Annotated in this window: 18 protein-coding genes; all 18 read left to right on the top strand. The window is 44.9% G+C overall.

What is annotated here, in order from left to right:
- Nucleotides 1–17 precede the first annotated feature (17 nt).
- Nucleotides 18–1,421 (top strand): hypothetical protein, encoded by a 1,404-nt coding sequence (locus tag K339_RS0124770; RefSeq protein ID WP_084332307.1) that lies wholly within the window; start codon nt 18–20, stop codon nt 1,419–1,421.
- Nucleotides 1,422–1,462: 41 nt separating this feature from the next.
- On the top strand, nt 1,463–2,980 hold the full coding sequence (locus tag K339_RS34695) for a hypothetical protein (protein WP_051398230.1): 1,518 nt from the start codon (nt 1,463–1,465) through the stop codon (nt 2,978–2,980).
- 87 nt (nt 2,981–3,067) lie between these two features.
- A complete protein-coding gene (locus tag K339_RS0124760; protein ID WP_037301865.1) occupies nt 3,068–3,997 on the top strand; it encodes a TIGR01777 family oxidoreductase in 930 nt (309 codons plus the stop codon).
- A complete protein-coding gene (locus K339_RS0124755; RefSeq protein ID WP_028526015.1) occupies nt 3,997–5,436 on the top strand; it encodes a phytoene desaturase family protein in 1,440 nt (479 codons plus the stop codon). The genes K339_RS0124760 and K339_RS0124755 overlap by 1 nt, the downstream gene beginning before the upstream one ends.
- Complete coding sequence (locus K339_RS0124750) at nt 5,433–6,341, top strand: cyanophycinase (protein ID WP_028526014.1); 909 nt, start codon at nt 5,433–5,435, stop codon at nt 6,339–6,341. The genes K339_RS0124755 and K339_RS0124750 overlap by 4 nt, the downstream gene beginning before the upstream one ends.
- Nucleotides 6,342–6,369: 28 nt before the next feature.
- The gene (locus tag K339_RS0124745) at nt 6,370–7,629 is read left to right on the top strand and encodes a YeiH family protein (protein ID WP_028526013.1); all 1,260 of its coding nucleotides are present in this window, start codon (nt 6,370–6,372) and stop codon (nt 7,627–7,629) included.
- 8 nt (nt 7,630–7,637) lie between these two features.
- Nucleotides 7,638–8,483 carry a chromate resistance protein ChrB domain-containing protein gene (locus K339_RS0124740; RefSeq protein WP_028526012.1) on the top strand — a complete coding sequence of 282 codons (846 nt, stop codon included), beginning with the start codon at nt 7,638–7,640 and terminating at the stop codon, nt 8,481–8,483.
- 82 nt (nt 8,484–8,565) lie between these two features.
- Complete coding sequence (locus K339_RS0124735; protein WP_211243841.1) at nt 8,566–9,090, top strand: hypothetical protein; 525 nt, start codon at nt 8,566–8,568, stop codon at nt 9,088–9,090.
- 14 nt (nt 9,091–9,104) lie between these two features.
- Nucleotides 9,105–10,241 carry a chromate transporter gene (locus K339_RS0124730; protein WP_037301863.1) on the top strand — a complete coding sequence of 379 codons (1,137 nt, stop codon included), beginning with the start codon at nt 9,105–9,107 and terminating at the stop codon, nt 10,239–10,241.
- 312 nt (nt 10,242–10,553) lie between these two features.
- A complete protein-coding gene (locus tag K339_RS0124725; protein ID WP_037301861.1) occupies nt 10,554–12,185 on the top strand; it encodes a sensor histidine kinase in 1,632 nt (543 codons plus the stop codon).
- A complete protein-coding gene (locus K339_RS0124720) occupies nt 12,182–12,928 on the top strand; it encodes a LytR/AlgR family response regulator transcription factor (protein ID WP_028526008.1) in 747 nt (248 codons plus the stop codon). The genes K339_RS0124725 and K339_RS0124720 overlap by 4 nt, the downstream gene beginning before the upstream one ends.
- A gap of 44 nt (nt 12,929–12,972) precedes the next feature.
- Complete coding sequence (locus tag K339_RS0124715) at nt 12,973–14,055, top strand: DUF4932 domain-containing protein (RefSeq protein WP_028526007.1); 1,083 nt, start codon at nt 12,973–12,975, stop codon at nt 14,053–14,055.
- Nucleotides 14,056–14,376: 321 nt separating this feature from the next.
- Nucleotides 14,377–14,841, top strand: coding sequence for a HEPN family nuclease (locus K339_RS0124710; protein ID WP_028526006.1), 465 nt, complete (start codon nt 14,377–14,379; stop codon nt 14,839–14,841).
- Nucleotides 14,842–15,046: 205 nt separating this feature from the next.
- Complete coding sequence (locus K339_RS0124705; RefSeq protein WP_028526005.1) at nt 15,047–16,069, top strand: DUF4365 domain-containing protein; 1,023 nt, start codon at nt 15,047–15,049, stop codon at nt 16,067–16,069.
- The gene (locus K339_RS37290) at nt 16,047–16,262 is read left to right on the top strand and encodes a hypothetical protein (RefSeq protein ID WP_157607736.1); all 216 of its coding nucleotides are present in this window, start codon (nt 16,047–16,049) and stop codon (nt 16,260–16,262) included. The genes K339_RS0124705 and K339_RS37290 overlap by 23 nt, the downstream gene beginning before the upstream one ends.
- A 196-nt stretch (nt 16,263–16,458) precedes the next feature.
- The gene (locus K339_RS36215; RefSeq protein ID WP_028526004.1) at nt 16,459–16,950 is read left to right on the top strand and encodes a hypothetical protein; all 492 of its coding nucleotides are present in this window, start codon (nt 16,459–16,461) and stop codon (nt 16,948–16,950) included.
- Between the two features lie 695 nt (nt 16,951–17,645).
- Nucleotides 17,646–17,954 carry a two-component regulator propeller domain-containing protein gene (locus tag K339_RS0124695; protein WP_028526003.1) on the top strand — a complete coding sequence of 103 codons (309 nt, stop codon included), beginning with the start codon at nt 17,646–17,648 and terminating at the stop codon, nt 17,952–17,954.
- Between the two features lie 53 nt (nt 17,955–18,007).
- A partial coding sequence (locus tag K339_RS0124690; RefSeq protein ID WP_028525754.1) for a transposase occupies nt 18,008–18,282 on the top strand: 275 nt, incomplete at its 3' end.

The following is an 18,282-nucleotide window of genomic DNA, read 5'->3' as shown; positions in this document are numbered from 1 at the left end:
CTAAAATCAATATTCTGATGAGCAAAACTACTTCCAACCCAACCTTAGCAGACCACTTATTGTCGGTTGCTAACCCTGACGTTTCTTTCCAACCATGGAAAGAATGGGAAAAAGTGCTGTTCCGTTTTTTTGCCCTCTTTCTAGTCATTTTAATCGTCCCGCTTGATTGGAAATACTACCAATTGGTCTTTTCGATTGATTGGAGCGACTTGCATTTTTATGATTTGCTAACACTCACAAAATACCAACCTCAGTTTATTCCATTAGAAGAAAACGGGGTACCGCTTTTGGGGGTTAAAAGTTTTTATAATTGGGGTATTGCTGCGCTGATTGCTGGCGTGGGAGCTTACGTTTGGGGGCGAGTTGACCACCCCCGAAAAGAATACACAACGTTGTATTACTGGCTGAGGGTACTCGTTCGTTTCCGATTGGCCATCGTCTTGATTGCGTATGGTTTTTTCAAACTTTTTCCCTTGCAAATGCCCTATCCATCGTTGAGTAATTTGTTGACCAATTATGGTGATTTTTACGCGTGGAAAATTTATTTCCAAACCGTCGGCATTGCTCCAAAGTATGAGTCGTTTCTTGGTTTTGTTGAAATCATCGCGGCTTTCCTGATTTTTAATCGCCGTACTGTTACCTTCGGTGTGGGTCTTATCATTGGTTTTTTGGGAAATGTAGCCGTAGCCAATGGGTTTTACGACATTGGAGAACAAACATTGAGTACCCTTATCGTACTGCTTTCCGCATTTCTGTTTGCCTACGATATACCTCGGCTTTACCAACTTTTGATTCAAGAAAAAACCGCACGCGCCAATCGTTTTATTCCACAATTTACAGCGCCTACCCTGCATCGCTTACGCATCGCTGGTCGTACTTTGTTTTACTCGTTTGTGGTTTTGTATGCCTTTAAAACGTACCAAAGCTGGGCAAATGACCCCTACAAATACCCTAAATCCCCTGGCTTGAAAGGATCTTACGGGTACTACAATGTGCAAGATTTTGTCGTCAATAATGATACATTGGCTTACTCAAAAACCGACCCTCAGCGTTGGCAAGATGTTGTATTTGAGCAATGGTCCACGCTATCGATTAAAGTAAATCGACCCGTAAAAATCGATTTAACCAATGGTGAAGGATACCATCCAGAAGATATTGATCGTAACTACGAAATTGCGGGTTTTGCTGGTCGCCATTATTTCCATTACCAAGTAGATACACTCACCAACACCCTGTATCTCCAAAACAAAAATCGCAATCACCGAAGCGAGAAAATGGTTTTAACCTACCGTTGGGCTCCTGACTCTACTTTACTTCTCACAGGTACCAACGAAAATCAGGATTCCATCCGCGTAGCGCTGTCTAAAATCAACAAGAAATTCTTAATGTTTGAAGGACGCCGACGCCCTGTAAAAATCTAAATATCTCCTCCGTTTATTCACCTTTTAATCGACTCATTGATATGTCAACGGCAGAAAATAGCATAGAACAAGTAGAGGAAGCGCAGCAAAATCAAAGCGCATCTCCTGACGTACCGACCACTTCAACGCCCTCTTTTGAATGGACTAATCTCCAAAAGATAGCGTTCAGAATTGCCTTTGTTTACTTTTTTTTACTGTGTATTCCGACGTATTCCAATTTTTATAAACACCTTTTTGGGTTAAAATTTTCCAAAATCACCTACCATGACTTCCAGAGTGTTGTCGCTTTTTGGCCGCCTCAATTCATACTCATCGAATCCGAAGAAGGAGTTTTTGGACTATTTAATTACATCAACTTATTCCTAGTTTTTGTCGTAGCGGTAGTTGGGGGTGTCCTTTGGACTTTTGTCGATAAAAAATCAAAAAACTACAGTAAACTTTATTACTGGGTACGAGTTTTGGCCAGGTATCGCTTGGCCTATGGCATGGTAGGTTGGGGATTAAAAAAAGCGTTTCCTATGCAAATGGTCTATCCTACCATCGGGATGCTGAACACTCCTTTTGTCGATATGGCGGAGAAAAAACTCTATTGGTCACACGTTGGCGTGTCGTCCAATTACACCGTTTTTCTTGGGTTTGCAGAAATTATCCCTGGACTGTTACTCTTACACCGTAAAACGGCGGTATTGGGAGCTGCCTTAGCTGCGGTTGTTACTTTTAACATTTGTATCGCCAACCATGCCTATGACGCTGGCGTGGCTGTCCCTGCTGCCTACTTTGCCCTCATCGGAACGTTTATTGCGTGGTACGACTTGCCAAAAATTTGGAACTTACTCGTCAACGAGCAAGACATTCAACCCTATCGCTACTACCCTACTTTTCCTGAAAAATGGCAACGTAACTTACGCACAGGCTTGAAGCTTTTCTTCAATACGTTGTTCGTCCCAGTTGCTGCGGCTATGTGGGCCTACGGGTTTTTCTTTGGCAACAACTACAACATACCGAGCACTCCAGGCTTGACTGGCACCCAAGGATACTACAACGTAACAGAATATCGGTTGAACAACAAACCTCTCTCCTACACGCCGTTTGATTCGCTGCGCTGGCAAGACGCCACGCTGGAGGCTTGGTCGTCTTTGAGCTATCGAACTAACCGAGGAGCCGTTGTAGATCGTATGATTGGTTATTCGCCGTTGCGCGTAAAAGGTGATAAAACAAATACCAAGCTTAACCAAGTCAATACGCAAGATTCTGACCGACTCGGCAAGCAAAACAAAAACCGCGACCTTGGTGTCACGCGCTGGGAAGTAGGGGGAATGTCGGGAGAACGACGCTACTTCTTTTACAAAGCTGATACTGTCAATCACGTTTTATACTTGCAAAACAAAAACAAAAACCACGCTACTGAGACGCAAGTACTGCACTATACCCGTTCGACTCCCGATAAAATCATTTTAAACGGGACGAATGAATTTAAAGATTCTATTTACGTAGTGCTGGAGCGAAACCCTAAAAAATACCCACTGGTGGAAGGGCGCAAAGGAGTGCGTGAGTTTTAGAATATTTTAAACGTGTATTTGAGCACTTAACCAAAAAGGGGGAATTGACTATGAACAGTCAGTTTCCTCTTTTCTAACCATAGAGTAATGAAGAAAAAAGTGGTCATTGCGGGTGGAACAGGCTGCCTTGGGAAGTCAATCATTCAGTCTTTTTCGCCCCACGAAGTAGAAATCGTAGTTCTCACTCGTAAAACACTCCCCGCTACTGATCGTGTACGTTTTGTAGCTTGGGATGCAAAAACCGCAGGAGATTGGGTACACGAACTGGAAGGGAGTACCGCTGTTATCAACTTGGTAGGCAAATCCGTTAATTGTCGTTACACTGACATTAACAAAAAAGAAATAATCCAATCGCGAATTGATTCAACTCTCGTCCTTGGCCAAGCCATCGCTTCTCGAAAAAAAGCGCCAGAAGTCTGGATAAATGCGGGCTCTGCTGCTATTTTTGGGGACGGAGGAAACGTATTTAAAGATGAGACCTCGGCCACGGGCGATGGTTTTCCTGCGGAAGTTTGTAAACAGTGGGAGTCAGCATTTTTTAGTTGTACCACTCCTAATACTCGGAAGGTTCTCTTGCGGATGGGACTCGTTTTTCAAAAAGGTCAAGGCTTACTGCAACCGTTTATTTATTTGGTCAAATCTGGTTTTGGGAAAAGTATCGGTTCTGGGCAACAATACATTACGTGGATTCATGAGCACGATTTTATCCGCCTCATTCACTGGAGCATTGAGAAGAAAGAAGCGGAAGGTATATACAATGCCGCTTCTCCTGAACCCGTCAAAAACGAGGATTTCCTCGCTGATTTACGAACTGTTCTCCGCATTCCTGTCGCTCTTCCACTTCCAACCTGGTTGATTAAAATAGGTGGCAAGGTAGTTGGAACAGAACCCGAGCTGCTTTTGAAGGGAAGAAGAGTAATTTCTAAACGACTAAAAGAAAACGGCTTCGAATTTACGTTTGTAACACTAAAACCAGCATTGCAAAATTTAATCAACGTTAACCAAACGCCTCTTTAATGCCTCACACAGACTTTGACGCCATCGTAGTAGGTTCGGGACCCAACGGGCTTGCGGCCGCCATTACCCTCCAGCGGGCAGGGCTTTCGGTGTTATTGGTAGAAGCAAAAGCTACCCTTGGGGGCGGAATGCGCACCGCCGAACTTACCTTGCCAGGCTTTCATCACGACATCTGCTCGGCCATTCATCCGATGGCATTTGCTTCGCCTTTTTTTAAGTCGTTGCCGCTTCAACATCACGGGCTTGAATTTGTGCACGCTCCCATTGCTGCCGCTCATCCATTCGACAACGGAACATCAGCCGTCCTTACTCGACATTTGGAAGAAACAGCGGCATTGTTGGGGAGTGACGAAACAGTGTACAAACAGTTGATTCAGCCTTTCAAACAACAATGGGACAGGCTCATACCCGCTATTTTGGGACCATTGCGCTTTCCCGAAAGCCCCATCGAATTGGCGCAATTTGGGCTTTCCGCCCTACAACCAGCCACTTGGTTAGCCAACAAATTCCGCACCCCTGCCGCCCAAGCGCTTTGGGCAGGAATGGCAGCACATTCGATTTTACCGCTTGAAAAACCCACGACGTCAGCCATTGGCTTGGTCTTGATGACTGCCGCTCACCTCGGCGGCTGGCCCATTCCCAAAGGAGGAAGCCAACAAATTGCGAATGCACTCGGGGCGTATTTTGTGGCTTTGGGTGGAAAAGTGGAGAAAAATTTTCAGGTCACCTCTTTGGCACAGTTGCCCTCGTCGAAGGCGATTTTGTTTGATACTACCCCGCGCCAACTCCTCCAAATCGCTGGTCATACGTTTTCATCGCTTTACCGTTGGCAACTCGAAAAGTACCGTTATGGCATGGGGGTTTTCAAAGTGGATTGGGCGCTGGATGGGCCTGTGCCGTTCACGTCGAGGGATGCGCGATTGGCAGGAACCCTTCATTTGGGAAATACCATTCAAGAAATAACCGCTTCTGAACGAGCCACTTGGAAAGGAGAACATCCCGAAAAACCCTTTGTCTTACTGGCCCAGCAAAGTTTGTTTGACAAAACCCGCGCGCCCGAAGGAAAACATACGCTTTGGGGGTATTGCCACGTCCCGAACGGTTCGACCAAAGACATGACCGAGGCGATTGAGAACCAAATTGAACGGTTTGCACCAGGGTTTCGAGAGCGAATTTTGGCAAAAAATACGTTTCATACGGCTCAATTAGAAGAATATAACCCCAACTACATTGGGGGTGACATCAACGGCGGGGCGGTGACATTAGACCAACTTTTTACGCGCCCTGCGTTGCGTTGGTCGCCCTACCGAACTTCGACAAAAGGCTTGTATCTTTGTTCTGCCTCTACTCCTCCAGGGGGCGGAGTGCACGGCATGAGCGGGTATCATGCTGCAAAACAAGCCCTTAAAGACATTTTCAACCTAACTATCTCCCAATGAAACGCCTTTTATCTACGCTGCTGGCCTGCTGCCTCACGCTTACGTTAGTCGCTCAGACGCCCATTACCATCAACGAAAAAACCGTCACCCGCCACGGCCCCGAAAAAGGCTCGTTGCTCATCATTGGCGGCGGGACGATTCCCCCCGAAATTTGGGCTAAATTCATCGAACTGGCAGGGGGAAAAGAAAAAGCCAAACTTGTGGTGGTGACGGCGGCGGCGGGCGATTCGGCGGCCTTGAGTCCGTCGCACGTGGAACTGGTAAAAAAACAAACGGGTGCGGCGCAAGTGACGCTGTTGCACACCAAACGCCTCACCGAAGCCAACAGCGAAGCGTTTGTGGCTTCGCTCCGACAAGCGACGGGCGTGTTTTTTGTGGGTGGTCGTCAATGGCGCATTGCGGATTCGTACCTCAATACCCTCACCCACCAAGCCTTCAACGAAGTACTAGAGCGCGGCGGGGTGATTGCGGGCACCTCCGCAGGGGCAAGTATTCAAGGGTCGTTTTTGTGGCGCGGCGACACCAAAGGCCCTCACATTTTGGTCGGTGACCATACCCAAGGACTCGGTTTTCTGAAAAATTCGGCCATCGATCAGCACTTACTTCGTCGCAACCGTCAGTTTGATTTGGTCGATTTTATCCGCCAATCTCCCGATTTAATTGGTCTTGGGTTGGACGAATCAACCGCCGTTTTGGTCCAAAAAGACACCTTTGAAGTCATTGGGAAATCGTACGTGGCCGTCTATGACTACCAGACGATTATCGGAAAAGGCGCACCTCACGTGGTCAACGATAACGAAGTCAGTACCGCCTCCAACGGCCCTTTCATTTTGTTGAGCAGTGGCCAACGCTACGATTTACAACAACGAAAAGTGGTTCGGGAAAAATTGCCAATCAGTCGTTAAAACGATTCAGTATAACCAACCTCCATGTATGTCAACTTCACCACCTAAACCTATTCTCTCCGAAGACTGGACCGTCGTTGTCTTAGGCTTTGTTATTATTGTAGCCTCTATTGCAGGCTTGACCCTTCCTGTGCCCTCCTTTGGCTGGAAATCTGCCAGCGATTTAGTTGAAAAGGTACTTTCACTCACCAACTTACTAAGCATCTTTCTTCAACTCGGTGTCGTATTGGTCATCGCAGCTTTAGGCGCTTGGCTGACAGGAAAGTCCGTCAGACCTTTTTTTATCGGTTTACCCATCGTTTATTTTCTCACCATTTTCGCGTTAATCATCGCAGGCAATGGCGCCGTCAAAGCCATTAATTTAGAAGCTGTCATTTTCAGTTTATTAATCGGCTTGTTGATTGGCAACTTTTTTACCTTACCCGACTGGCTCAAATCAGCCTTATCTACGGAGGTATTCGTAAAAATCGGCTTGGTTTTGCTCGGAACTACCATCATCTTTTCCGACATATTAAAAGCAGGTTCATTAGGGCTGATTCAAGCACTTATTGTCGTGGTATCAGTTTGGTACTTTGCTTTTTGGGTATCCAAAAAACTAGGCGTTGACGATGAGTTAGCCATTATGATTTCGAGTGCCGTCTCTATCTGTGGTGTTTCGGCGGCCATCGCAACTGCGGGAGCCATCAAAGGTGACAGCAAAAAGCTCTCTTACGTCATCTCACTTGTGTTGATTGTTGCCATTCCGATGCTGATATTTCAACCTTACATTGCTCATTGGCTCGGGTTGTCCGAAGAAGTTACTGGAGCTTGGCTGGGTGGAACCATCGACACGACGGGAGCGGTTGCGGCGGCAGGCACCTTAGTCGGAGAAACTGCCCTCAAAATTAGCACCATCGTCAAGTTTTCTCAAAATGTTTTACTTGGAGTAGCCGCTTTTGCCATTTCGGTCTATTGGACGTACACCAACAACCCATTGGCCAAAGACCAAGAAGCCAAACCTACAGCAAGCGTCATTTGGGAGCGTTTTCCCAAGTTTGTCCTTGGCTTTGTGGCCGCCTCTGTTGTTTTTTCATTTTTTATCCCTTCCGAAACGATTGATAGCGTCAAAGGAAGCCTTAAAAACTTACAAGGGTTGTGGTTTGCGTTGGCATTTACAAGCATTGGGTTGGAAACAAACTTCTCCGACATCTTCAATGCCGAAAATCGCAAGCCCCTCTACTCATTTCTAACCGCTCAACTTTTCAACATTTTGATTACGTTGGTTGTGAGTTACCTGCTTTTTAGGTAACTTTTGCCATGAATTGGATTACCCGCGAAAAACCCAAAATTGATCGAATTGCTTGTCCTTGGCTTATTAAAAAGTTTATCGACCCCGATGCCGTGTTTTTTTACGTGCCTTTCGACAAAGTAATAAGCGAGGCTCTTCGGCTTGATGCTATTCCCTTCGACGTACCCAATGTAGAGTTCTCACACTATGGGGAAAAATGTACTTTCGATTATTTAGTGGAAAAATACCAAATTGACGACCCTGCCATCCATACCATGGCAGTGATTGTTAGAGGAGCAGATACCGACCGGCACGACCTCGCCGCTCAATCGGCAGGACTTTGGGCCATTTCAGCAGGGCTTGCGCATAATTTTAGCGATGACAAAGCCCTGCTCACCCAAGGGATGATTATCTACGATGCTCTTTACAGCTGGGCATCCTATCTACAATCTGTCAAACACCTCCAATCTCCTTTTGAAGACCTACTGGTCACTATCTTTCGAGAAGTATTGACCTCCGCTACCTCTCCGCATAAAAAGACCCCTTCGTGGGCCAAGGAACTAAGGGAGATTTTACAAGACCAAATCGACACCAACCTGTCTTTAAACCTCAAAGAGATTTCTAAAGAGCTTGACCTCAATCCCTCCTATTTGTCGCGGGAGTTTTCAAAATACTTTGATAACCTAAGTTATGGCGAATACATCCGTAAGCTCCGAATCGAAAAGGCGGTTGAGTTGTTGGAGAACTCTAACCGTACCCTAACCGAAATCGCCTACCTCACGGGCTTTTCTGACCAAAGCCATTTTACCCGTATTTTTAAAAAACTCAAAGGGCAAAACCCCTCAGAATTTAGAAAAAATAAGCCTAAAAGGTAAAGAATATACAAAAGGTTAATTTCATTCTATTCTCCTAGCTTCACGCTTTGTAGCATTGTGCCGTCTTATCAACCCATTTACAATGAAACAAAGCTACTTTTATTCTACGTCACTGCTACTAGCCTTCTTTTTGTGGGGGGCCGAACAAAAAGTGAGTGCGCAAACAACGCCCGCAGTTTATCCGAAAATGGCGGGCTATATGGGCATTCTCCATCCCATTGTCACTTTTAGCAGCGAGGGTACAACCCCCAATTTTAGAGATGCCTACGTGGTTGGTTTTCCAACGGGGCTTAATCTTTGGAAAAACAATAAAATTGGATTTTCGGTAGAAATTGTCCCGCAAATTCGGGCAGAAAAAGGCGTGAGTAAAATGTCAAATTTGTTGTTTCATCCTGGTATATTGTTGAGCTTAGGAAAGGGATTTACTTTTGCAGGAAGAGCGGCCTTTGAAACATCGGGCAGGTACGGATTTACCCCCGTTTTCAACAAAGCGTTTAAACGCAACGACCACAGCAATTACTTTATCGCTATTCCACTTCCAATACGATTTGGGAACGATAGACCTACCTCCGCCACCATCGGATTTCAATTCGGAATCAGCTTCTAATCCCCCTTAGTTTCATGGACAAAATGCCTTCTTATACACTACGCCAACTTGTGCTTTATTTTCTCAAATTGGGATATGCTGGCTTTGGCGGCCCCGTCGCTTTAGTGGGCTATATGCACCGCGACTTAGTCGAAACCCGTTCTTGGATTTCTGAAGAAGAATACCGCGAAGCAATGACACTGGCTCAACTTGCCCCTGGGCCACTCGCGGCGCAAGTAAGTATTTATCTTGGATATGTCCATTACGGAATTTGGGGAGCAACGTTAGCTGGGCTAGCGTTTGTGCTTCCCTCCTTCATTATGGTGTTGGTGTTGGGAATTACCTATCAGCACTTTGGGGGATTACCTTGGATACAAGCCATTTTTTACGGAGTAGGCGCCGCAGTGATTGGCATTATCACGCTCAGTAGCTTTAGATTAACTCAAAAATCCCTAAAGAATGATTATTGGCTATGGGGCATTTTTAGTATCGTATGTATTGTGACTTTTATTGCCGAACAAGAAATCTTATGGCTCATCTTAGTGGCTGGGCTATTTTATTGGCTGATTAAATCTCCCTCGCAGGCTACCCCAAAAGTATTCATTTTTTTGCCGTTTGGGGTCGTTCCTACGTTGTATTCTGGCTCTAAACTTACCCAACTTGCTTGGTTTTTTACCAAAGCTGGGACATTTGTTTTTGGCAGCGGCCTAGCGATTGTTCCTTTTTTATACGGTGGCATTGTAAAAGAATACCAATGGCTGACCGAACAACAGTTCATTGACGCCGTAGCCGTAGCCATGATTACGCCAGGCCCCGTCGTCATCACGGTAGGTTTCATCGGATTCCTCATTGAAGGCTTTTCAGGGGCTTGTGTCGCCGCTGCCGCTACTTTTTTGCCTTGTTACCTATTCACCATTTTGTTTGCTCCTTACCTAAAAAAATATGGTAACAACCCACAACTCAAAGCCTTTGTAACAGGCATCACAGCCGCAGCAGTGGGGGCCATCGCTGGTTCAGTGTTGGTATTGGGTAAACGGACGCTAACCGATACTCCTACTTGGATGATTGCCCTCGCCGTGGTGGTAGTCATGCTCAAATTCAAAAAAATAAAAGAGCCCTCTATTATTCTTATGGCAGCTTTTGTTGGTATTTTTTTGAAGTATTTTTTATAAAATATAATATAGATAGGCTAATTACAGTGTAAACTAAATAGCTTTATTTTTTACCCGCAGAAAGCCGCAGAATTATAAACGCTGATTTTCGCTGAAAAAGGGCTTTATAGTGTTATTAATCAGCGTCATCTGCGACTTTCAATCGGCGTAAATCTGCGGGTAATAGTTAAAGTAACTTAGCTTACTGCGTGTCTTTGAACTTCTCCTAAACCCCCGCTTTTCTACCACATTCACAGCCAACGGCACCGAATTCACATCGCGTACTTGTTTGTAAAAAAAACGGCAGATATTTGACCTATCAAAACCGCCGCCATGAAAACAATGCGCTTGCTGATTCTCTTGTTGTTGGGCTCCTCCCCGCTTTTTGCCCAAATCAATTGGGGAAATTATTCACAGAGCTACCTGACGGGCGCGTTGGACAAACCCGAAACGGTTGCCTTGATTTTAACCATTCCCAAAACCAACAACTCTTTTTGGACAATTCGGGAACACAGCGAGCATTTTAGGACGCTGGAAAAAGACGCTGCTTTTCGCAAAAATCGCCCGTCGGGAATTGTCGCCCGCACCACGTTTAGCAGGGACAAAGGACACTTTTTTCTCCACGGGGTTCATGCCAAAAATGCCCAAGACTACGAGTTTCGCGTCACCGACTACCCTAGCCAACGGGTGCTAGTACCGTGGAGTGCCATTACGCAATTTGCCGATGAAACCGTGGTAAAAAGCTCAACCCTGCCCCCAATGGCCTATTTGGGAGGGTACGTTACCCGCTTGGGGAGCATGATTATCGTCGATGTTCGGAAGAAAGGCAAGGCTGGCATCGTAGCCACTAGCTTGCTGGCGTGGGAGTCTATTCGCCCCACGGTAGCAGGGGTTTACACCTCCGAAAACTTAGACATTTTCCTCCAAAAACTCCAGTACCCTTGGGCGCAATCGCCCGCGCGCCGCTCCCCTACCTATTCGTTGGACAAGCTGCAATTGCCCGCCAACAATAGTAATTTGATTTTCACCCTAAACGCCGACATTTATACCAAAAACCAGATTCAATACCAGTTGCTCCGCGACGGAACGCTGATTCGTCCTTGGCAAAACAACGAGTATGACAACAGCTTCATTTGGCTCAAAGATTTTTCGCCTGGGCATTACACCATTCAAATTCGCTATACTGTTCAGCCTCAACACCTGTCCAAGTATCACTTTGAGATAGAGCCCCATTGGTACCAAACGTTTTGGTTTGCGCTGATTATCATTGGTCTTGGGATCTTGCTCGCGGGATTGGGCGTGTTTGGATACTTGCTGGTTCGGCAGCGGCGAAAAACCCAGCAAGAAATGGCGACCAAACAAAAACTCCAACTCGAACTGAAAGCCATTCATGCCCAGCTCAATCCTCATTTTATTTTCAACGCACTCAGTTCGATTCAGGGGCTAATCAACCGCCACGACGTGCAAGGGGCCAACGAGTACTTGTCGGATTTTGCGCGTTTGATGCGTGAAACCTTGACCAACAGCAGCAAAGAAGAGGTTCCGCTTCAACAAGAACTCCAAAGCATGGACACCTACCTCAAACTCGAACAACTTCGGTTTGGGTTTCGCTACCACATCGACGTACCGAAGGCGCTGGATGTGTATTCGACCAACCTGCCGTCGTTGCTTTGGCAGCCGCTGTTGGAAAATGCCGTCAAACACGGCGTCGCGAGTGGACAACAACGTGGGCACATCGAGGTGAGGTTTCAGCAACAGGAGGAAGCGCTCGTGCTGACCCTGCACGACAACGGCAAAGGCTTTGTTCTCCAAGAGACGTACCCTGGGTTTGGGTTAAAACTGACGCAGGAACGCATTACGTTGTTGAACCAACTGCACCCCGAACAGCCGATTACGCTGGCCATTGACTCCTCGCCCACGTTGGGCACACGCGTGACGCTCACTTTTAACCACTGGTTTGTATGAAAGCGATTTTGATTGACGACGAACCCCACAACCTTAGCAACCTACGTTCGCTTTTGGCGACGTATTGCCCCAGCGTGGAAGTGTGTGCCGTGGCTTTGAACGCCGAAGAAGGCAAAAAAGCCCTGAGTAAGCACCAGCCCGACCTGCTTTTTTTGGACATTCAAATGCCTGAACAAGACGGTTTTGAGCTCCTTCGCAGCCTTGCCGAATGCGACTTTGAGGTCATTTTTGTGACGGCCTACGACCAGTACGCTATTCAAGCCATGCGGTTTTCGGCGGTGGATTATCTGCTCAAACCCGTCGCTATTAGTGAGTTACAAAATGCCGTCGAACGCGCGACCAAACAGCGCGCGCTGAAGGTTCAAAACCAGCAGATTGGGCATTTGATGCGGTGGCTAAAAGCGCAGTCGCAGCAAGAAGAGCTGCAAATCGCCCTGTCTAGTTGGCAAGAGACACGGTTTGTCAAAACCAGTGAAATCATTCGCTGCGAATCGTCCAACAATTACACCACGTTCTTCCTGACCGACGGCTCGGCCTTAGTCGTGAGCAAACCGATTTACGAATACGACGACCTGCTGAGTAGCCACGGGTTTTTGCGCTGCCACCAGTCACATTTGGTCAATAAGACGTTTATCAAAAGCTGGAAAAAAGACGTGGGCGACGTGCTGCTGCTGACCAACGGGGCTCAGGTGCCCATTTCGCGCGGCAAAAAAGACGCCATCAAAAAAGCGCTTCATTTATAGACTTTCTCCAAGTACATTCTGTCCATTTGTAACCATTGACTCTGATGAAAAAATTATCAGCCACCTTTGCTATGCTCTTTTTGGGCTACTTTCCCCTCTTTTCGCAGGCCAATTCGCCCGTTCGTTTGTCGGAAACCTACGAGTTGGCCAACATCATTTTGGCCCTGACCGACTACGGCAAAACCGACCCTTGGGAGGTGTGGCAAAGCTCGGATTACTACCGCGAAGTGCGGCAATATTTTGACCCTTACAGCCAGCATCCTTTGTTGGCGAAAGTCAACTATTCGCGCAAAGAATGGGAAAATTACCTCAGTTTCCGCACCGATTCGTACGCTTTTGCCTTCGACGCCAACAATCGGCTGGTGCGTACGATGCCGTTTTCGGCCAATAAAGGGTTTAATCCGTTTGAGGAACAGCTCGCACTCATCGAAGATTTTGCCAAAACCAGCCGTTTTCGGGCGTTTTACCAACGCCACCTCTCGTATTTTGAGGGCATCGCGTCGTCGTATTTGGCATCGCAACGCTACCCCGAAATGCGGCAGTTTTTAGAAGAAGAACTGGGCAAACAATCCCATTTGACGTCGTACGCGATTGTGTTTTCGCCGCTCGTTGGGCGGATGAACTGCCACCGCGTGGTGCAGGGCGTGGGCACCGATTTCATCACCCTTCCCGACTTTATTTTGTCGGGCAAGACCGTGAAAGCGGCGAGCGAAGAAGAAATTGCGTCGGGAACGCACATGTTGTTTACCGAGCTTGACCACGCCTTTGTCAATCCGCTTTCTGCTAAGTACCAAAACCTAATTAAAGCAAATTTTTCCAATCAGGTCTGGGACAAAGGCAGCGGCTACGAAACCGACAGCCTAGCCACCTTCAACGAATACATGACGTGGGGCATATACGATTTGTACGTGCAACGTTTCTTCCCTACCGTTGCCGAGAAAGTGAGCCTCGCGTGGGCCAAGCAAAATGCCACCCGAGGTTTTCACGCCAGCGTTTTGTTTAACGAAGAATTGTCAAAAATGTACCGCCGCCGTAAGCGTGGCCAAACGATTGCCGATCTGTATCCCGCCTTCATCAAACACCTCGGCCAATTGCAAACCACCCTAGCCCAACCACCAAAAAAATAGTAACGCACCACCCAACGGCAACCAAAACCTAATTTTTCCACAACCCCGACCCGTTTTTAAGCGTTTTGTCGGGGTTTGTTAATTTAATGGTTACGGTTGACTATTTGATTTTGAATTGTTTTTGGAGGTGGTTATCTTTGTTTTGGGGTGTGGTGAGGTGGCAATGAAAATGAGGCATAAATAATACCATAAATAATTGATATAATACAAATAAATACAAGAAATACTGCAAAACTTTCGTATATTTGGGAGTTGGCTGCAAGGCTACAACGACCCAGCTAACCGACCGTTGACAAACAAATAAATTCTACCACAAGAAATATGGGAAACTATTATCAACTTGAAATTGACTTTGTAAGAAGAACTTTAAACCTAATTGACCAATACGAGGAATTAAAAGAGCAGTACCCTTTTGACCAACAATACAATCACACCTTGTTGACAAATTGTTTATTAGGACTTATCGTTTTACCAAAGGAAAAGGCATTGACATACATTCCTAAAACGAGACTCGCCTTTGTAAAAGCTCTAAAAGAATGGGGTATAACCAAATCAACATTCAACCCAGAAATCAAAGACACAAGTGAACTGTTCCAACGACTTAGAAATGCAGTTGCTCATTTTGACATTGATTTTATTTCAGAAACGCCAGAACATCTAATTGATAGAATTGAGTTCCGTGACGTTGAAGCAGGTATTGATGTAGCAACGTTTTATGCTGACGAATTTTTACAGTTTTTAAGATATTACTCAACATCTTTATTAGCGAATCTTGAACGTCACTAATAAGCCCTGACAGCCAACATTGCATTGGCATTATGGCGGCTGACGAATATAGGCTCAACAGTTGTACTACTATTTAGCTTTTTTGCTATATTCGGCTGACGAAATTCTATTGCCGCCACAACGCCAATGCTTCAACGTTAGCGGCAAGGCTTGACGACCGTGCAAACATCGCCAGACAGTAAAAAATAGTAACGACAAAGAGACGATGCAATGGACTAAGAAAAATATTGTAGCCAACGAAGGAATAATCTTCCTTCAGCAAGAGATTAACAAACATGGTTCAATTTTCCGTCCTGTTCATCAAGAGACAGACATCGGCATTGACGGGTTTATAGAGTTTGTTGAGAATGAAGTAGCAACTGGACAACTCATTGCTGTTCAAGTTAAGTCAGGCGACTCTTATTTAAACAGTAAGAAAGATGAGTTTGTATTATCAGTTAGTGAAAAGCATTTATCATATTGGAATGACTTTTCAATTCCTGTTGTCTTAATTTTCTATTCACCGACTTTAGACAAATCCGCCTACATAGAAATTAAAAGTTTTGTTAGTCACGAGAAGTATCATGACAGACTCCCAATCAAAAGGATTGAAGTTGGACTTGAGAGCAGAAAATTTGATGCGGATGCAGTCGGTAAAAATTTCAAAGGATTACTTGAAGTTTATAAAGATGAAAAGATATTGCTGGATTCAACCGACAAGTGTTTAAGTGACGACTTACAAAAACAAAAAGACGGATTTCTAATTTTATCAAACCACCCATTTTCAAGAGACCGAAAAATCACAACCTTTATTGCAAAGAGACTTCTCATGTCTTCTGACATTGAACTTGCCAAGGACGCTTTATTCCTTTTAGGTTTTTGTGCTGGCAGACAACGATGGTCGTGGAATCCAAACAACAAGGAGGAAAAAGAGATTATCAAGTATGCGTCAGAAATTTGTGCTTCACTGGCTAAAGATGAAATAATACAAGTTGTAAAACTTGTAGAAGACGAATATTGGAATGGACCAGAAGGATTAGGGGAAAGAGCGATTGATGTTTTGAATTGCAATGAAAATGCACCGCCAGTTTTGGAAGAAATTCTACATGACAAAACTTACATTGTTCAACTCAGAGCATTTTGCCTTTACTTGCTCTACAACTGCAACGGAGACCTAATTGCGGAGGACAAAAAGAAACTTATTAAGCAAAATCTAAAGGAGGAATATGACTGGATTAGTAGTCAGTAAATTTGTCTGTAAATACGAACTGACACATATTCGGACGGGCAGTAGCCCAGCCGCTAACACGGGTTCTGCTTCAGGCGGGGCGATGTGCAAACTTGGAGCTTTGTACTTCTATTCAAGTTCAGTGCTGGTTGATAGTTTTGTACTCCGAAACCCGCCCGAACGCCAAGCGCGGGAACGTTACCAGCAATGTTAGACGACCACACAATCACGACAATCTGTAAAGTCCTCGGTGGACTGTCCACTACTCGACTTCTGGCAAACTTAGACGTAATTTGCAAGTTTGGTGCTTTCTTTAACTTTTTGTCAGTGGACAGTCAACCGTTGACTTTTATAGAAAAAAAATTATTGCGAACAGGCAATCATCTAACACGACTGACAACTTTTGACAAATGACAACACAAGAACTTTTTGACCTAACAGCGGACGACATTGTAACAAGAATCCAAACTTCTGTTGGCTTGACAAAGTTTGCACATAGACGAGCAAAATTTGAAGGTTGGCTTAAAGTCGAACTAATTGACATTTTGGTTCGAAGTGGACAAAATGCTTTACCTGAAATTGAACGAATTGATGTTTCATTTGACACAGTTGGAATTGAACTTAAAACGGTGAACACGAATATTCGCTATCCCAATGTAATCAACACGACAAGACCAATCACGAAAAATATTAATGGCGTAAACGAAGACATTGAGAATTTAAGAGGCACAAATTTTATTGACAAGTTCGTTGTGTTCATTGTGTTTCCAATTACTCACGACAACTTAAATTGGCAAGTTCATCTCGGACACATAACCAATGGTTTAGAAAACTACCTTTACAGGCAATTCAACTTTGGTGACAATATTCCTGGAGTAATTTATTACGGACAAGTAGTATAAAATGAGAATAATCAACGACACAACGGAAGAAAGCACTGCAGGTAATAACTAAGGTTTCGTCGTGGCTGAAAGCCAAGCGATGAAATAGCTGGGGGACGCCCAGTCTTGAACGAAAGCTTAGGTAGCGGTGAGTGCTCACCTAACCTTTTACTTTTGTTATGGAGTTATCGTCGAGCGAACAACTATACTGAGAGCAGGCTTTAACCTCCTCGCGCCATACACGAACCTATTCTCTCTAAGCGCATTACACTTCCTTTTCAGGTGAAACGCATTATACAAAAAGCCTCAGCGAGGCCTAAATCTTAGTAGAAAAAGGCAAACAAACACCTCCCAAGGTTCCGATGGGACGGCCGATGCTTGGTGAAAGATGTCACCCCGATGGGGCTTGGGGGGAAAACCTACGTCATTTTTTTCTACTAAGATTTAGCTCCTCTGGAGCAATAAAAGGGAAGTTACATTTTAATTCGTTCAACCTGCTTCTTTTTGTTATGCTAAATTTTAAGGTTAAATTGGGCTATATAATGCCCCTTTGTGCGCTGTGTAGCTACCGAAGGTTTTGTTCAACACGGGTTTTGCGTCAGGCTTGATGGCGTATCAATTAGAGCTTTGTGCTTCGAAAACCAGTCCGAACACAACTCCCGAAAACGTTATCGGCTATTCTATAACAGACAGCGCTAAACAATAAACCAATAGAAATGAAATTAACAACACTCTTATTTTTTAGTATTTTATCCTTTTTATCTTCGTGCAATGGGCAGACTTCTAATTCGAATAACCAACCTATCCTTTTAAAAAAAACCAATGCAAAGGGCGACACTGTGAAAGAACTTGGAAGCAGTATTATGGTAATTTACCAAGACAAGAAAAACACGTATTGGTTTGGCAGTTGGAAAACAGGAGTGTACAAATATGACGGCAAAAATTTGATAAATTATACAACAAAACACGGTTTACACAGCGATAGAATTGATGATATAAAAGAAGATAAGTCAGGCAGAATCTAGCCCGCTAAAAAGTTGGACACAAATTAGGGTATAACTTTTAAATTTGTGATTCAATGGGAAAGCATCAAAAATCATGGAGCCAGGAGGAAAAACTGACCATAGTGAATTACTACAAAGAACACGGAGCTGCTAAGACATCTAAGGAGTTTAACGTCTCGAGTGCAAACATTTATAACTGGGTTTCCCAGTACGAAAAAGGAGGTTTTTCAAGCCCATCCAGCGTTAGTAACTCTGATAAAGACAAAGAGATTCTTCGCCTTCAGCGAGAGATTCAAGCTTATAAAGAGATAATCGCTGAAAAAGAATTGTCACTTAGAATCAAGGATGC

This window comes from Runella limosa DSM 17973 (genome assembly GCF_000482465.1).
Classification (GTDB): Bacteria; Bacteroidota; Bacteroidia; order Cytophagales; family Spirosomataceae; genus Runella; species Runella limosa.
This window is presented reverse-complemented; position numbering and strand designations above follow the sequence as displayed.

Bases quoted from the DNA above. Each gene is read 5' to 3' on its own strand.
- K339_RS0124770 (WP_084332307.1), top strand. From the start codon at position 18: ATGAGCAAAACTACTTCCAACCCAACCTTAGCAGACCACTTATTGTCG.
- K339_RS34695 (WP_051398230.1), top strand. From the start codon at position 1,463: ATGTCAACGGCAGAAAATAGCATAGAACAAGTAGAGGAAGCGCAGCAA.
- K339_RS0124760 (WP_037301865.1), top strand. From the start codon at position 3,068: ATGAAGAAAAAAGTGGTCATTGCGGGTGGAACAGGCTGCCTTGGGAAG.
- K339_RS0124755 (WP_028526015.1), top strand. From the start codon at position 3,997: ATGCCTCACACAGACTTTGACGCCATCGTAGTAGGTTCGGGACCCAAC.
- K339_RS0124750 (WP_028526014.1), top strand. From the start codon at position 5,433: ATGAAACGCCTTTTATCTACGCTGCTGGCCTGCTGCCTCACGCTTACG.
- K339_RS0124745 (WP_028526013.1), top strand. From the start codon at position 6,370: ATGTCAACTTCACCACCTAAACCTATTCTCTCCGAAGACTGGACCGTC.
- K339_RS0124740 (WP_028526012.1), top strand. From the start codon at position 7,638: ATGAATTGGATTACCCGCGAAAAACCCAAAATTGATCGAATTGCTTGT.
- K339_RS0124735 (WP_211243841.1), top strand. From the start codon at position 8,566: ATGAAACAAAGCTACTTTTATTCTACGTCACTGCTACTAGCCTTCTTT.
- K339_RS0124730 (WP_037301863.1), top strand. From the start codon at position 9,105: ATGGACAAAATGCCTTCTTATACACTACGCCAACTTGTGCTTTATTTT.
- K339_RS0124725 (WP_037301861.1), top strand. From the start codon at position 10,554: ATGAAAACAATGCGCTTGCTGATTCTCTTGTTGTTGGGCTCCTCCCCG.
- K339_RS0124720 (WP_028526008.1), top strand. From the start codon at position 12,182: ATGAAAGCGATTTTGATTGACGACGAACCCCACAACCTTAGCAACCTA.
- K339_RS0124715 (WP_028526007.1), top strand. From the start codon at position 12,973: ATGAAAAAATTATCAGCCACCTTTGCTATGCTCTTTTTGGGCTACTTT.
- K339_RS0124710 (WP_028526006.1), top strand. From the start codon at position 14,377: ATGGGAAACTATTATCAACTTGAAATTGACTTTGTAAGAAGAACTTTA.
- K339_RS0124705 (WP_028526005.1), top strand. From the start codon at position 15,047: ATGCAATGGACTAAGAAAAATATTGTAGCCAACGAAGGAATAATCTTC.
- K339_RS37290 (WP_157607736.1), top strand. From the start codon at position 16,047: ATGACTGGATTAGTAGTCAGTAAATTTGTCTGTAAATACGAACTGACA.
- K339_RS36215 (WP_028526004.1), top strand. From the start codon at position 16,459: ATGACAACACAAGAACTTTTTGACCTAACAGCGGACGACATTGTAACA.
- K339_RS0124695 (WP_028526003.1), top strand. From the start codon at position 17,646: ATGAAATTAACAACACTCTTATTTTTTAGTATTTTATCCTTTTTATCT.